The sequence below is a fragment of the Pseudoxanthobacter sp. genome (assembly GCF_036822375.1).
Classification (GTDB): Bacteria; Pseudomonadota; Alphaproteobacteria; order Rhizobiales; family Segnochrobactraceae; genus Pseudoxanthobacter.
Window position 1 is genome coordinate 1 of sequence record NZ_DAISHT010000353.1, and the last position, 2168, is coordinate 2168.

The 2168-nt window shown below is 70.8% G+C and carries 1 protein-coding gene and 1 pseudogene; both read right to left on the reverse strand.

What is annotated here, in order from left to right:
• Positions 1-263: 263 nt before the first annotated feature.
• The gene (locus tag V7067_RS17535) at positions 264-1460 is read right to left on the reverse strand and encodes a multidrug effflux MFS transporter (RefSeq protein WP_334177171.1); all 1197 of its coding nucleotides are present in this window, start codon (positions 1458-1460) and stop codon (positions 264-266) included.
• Between the two features lie 331 nt (positions 1461-1791).
• Positions 1792-2157: pseudogene (gene rplS / locus V7067_RS17540) on the reverse strand (50S ribosomal protein L19); the annotation flags it as partial.
• Between the last annotated feature and the right edge of the window lie 11 nt (positions 2158-2168).

Below are 2168 nucleotides of genomic sequence, written 5' to 3' on the forward strand. Positions count from 1 at the left end.
TTCATCGGCGGCGGGCGATGCTCCGGCAAGGGAGACGGCACTGCGCCTGCAATTGGTTGTTCCAGGGTCAACCCTGACCGCGACTGGTGCACGGCTCCGGCTTTCGGCCACAGCAACGACACCGGCTCTGGCCAAGCCCGGCGCAGAAGCACACGCGCAGTCGGTCCCTGATCGGAGGTCGGGTTCCTATACGGGCGCCCTGCCGCCGCGTCAAGCGTGTGCGGGGCGAAAGCGGCCGCGAATCGGCGGTTTCCGGGCGTCTTTCAGCGTGCGGCCAGGCGGCGGCGGGCCGGCCGGGTGGCCAGATCCACCACCAGCGCCGCCACGCCGCACACCGCGATGACGACGGCGAACGGCCACACCGACTCGGCCAGCAGGTGGCCGGCGACAAGGCCGGAAAGCGCGCCGGACCCCATCTGCAGCACGCCGAGCAGCGACGACGCCGCCCCTGCCCGCTCCGGAAAGGGCATGATGGCCCCCGCCGTGCCCTGCGGCATGCCGATGCCGACGCCGACCATGTAGATCATCATCGGAATCAGGATCTCCAGCGGATGGCCGGGCCCGAACAGCGCGCCGGCGAGAATCAGCAGCCCGCCCGCCGCATTGAGCGCGGTGCCGAATCCAAGGCCCCGCACCAGCCCGAATCGCCCCGACAGCCGCGTGCCGAGGAACGTGCCGGCAACGAACGACAGCGCCGTTGCCGCAAAGGCAACGCCGAACAGCGTCGGGGTCAGCCCGTAATGGGCCTGCAGCACGAACGAGGCACCGGAGATGTAGGCGAACAGCCCGGCGAAGCACAGGCAGCAGATGGCGGTATAGACGCGGAACGGCAGCGCGCGCAGGCACACCCCGAACGAGGCGAAGGCCAGCGTCAGCGACACCGCCGGGGCCTTCTGCGGCACGGTTTCCGGCAGGCTGACCAGCGCCGCCACCCAGATCAGCGCGGCGAGCACCCCCATGGCATAAAATGAGGCCGGCCAGCCGAACAGGCTGCCGAGCACACCGCCGACGGTGGGGGCCAGCGCCGGCACCAGACCGGCGATGGACCCCATGCGCGCCAGTTCCCGCACCGCCCGCTGGCCGGAAAACACATCGCGCACGATGGAGCGCGACAGCACCACCGGGCCGGCCGCCCCCAGCGCCTGCAGAAAGCGCACCGCGATCAGCGTGCCGATGGTGGGCGACAGCGGGGCGAGAAAGCAGGTGACCACGAACACCGCCAGCGAGGCCAGCAGCACCGGCCGGCGCCCGAAGCGGTCGGCGAGCGGGCCGAACACCGGCATGGCCACCGCATAGCCGAACATGAACGCCGACAGCGTGATCTGCACGGTGGCCGGATCGCTGCGATAGTCCGCGGCGATGGCCGGCAGCGACGGCAGATAGATGTCGGTCGCCACCGGGCTTATGGCGGAAAGGCCGGCCAGCATGGCGGTGAAGGCAAGGGTACCGGGGCGTAACACGGTCGGAAGCCTCGAAGGCAGGGGGGCACGGGCACTGGGCACGGGCACGCGGCACAGGCTCCGGAGCGGTCTCCGCCACGGGGCCGGGCTCAGGGCGGGGCCGGTGCCCGGGGAGAGCGGCCTCCGGAGAGGCGGGCAACGCCCGCGGACACGGCCGGCCGCAGACGCAGAAAAAGCGAAAGGCGCCCCCGGCCAGCCCGGCAGGCGCCCAGAAAAGGCAAAGGCCGGTCGCTTTGCGGACCGGCCTTCACGAAGTGTCGGATCAAGGCGCGGCAGTCCCCGGCCCTTGCGGCCGCGGCGCCGGAAGCCCTCACTCGGCCGCGACGGCCGGCTTGCGGACTTCCTTCTTCTCCACGATGCGGGCCGCCTTGCCGGTCAGGCCGCGCAGGTAATAGAGCTTCGCGCGGCGCACCTTGCCGCGGCGCACCACGTCCACCGACTCGATGATCGGGGAGTAGACGGGGAACACGCGCTCCACGCCCTCGCCGTAGGAGATCTTGCGGACGGTGAAGCTCTCGTTGAGGCCGCCGCCCGAACGGGCGATGCACACGCCTTCATAGGCCTGCACGCGGGTGCGGGTGCCTTCGGTCACGCGCACGTTCACCTTCACGGTGTCGCCGGGAGCGAAGGTCGGCAGCACGCGCTTGGCCTCAATGGCAGCGATCTGCTCGCGTTCCAGTTCTGCGATGATGTTCATGGGTCTCGTCT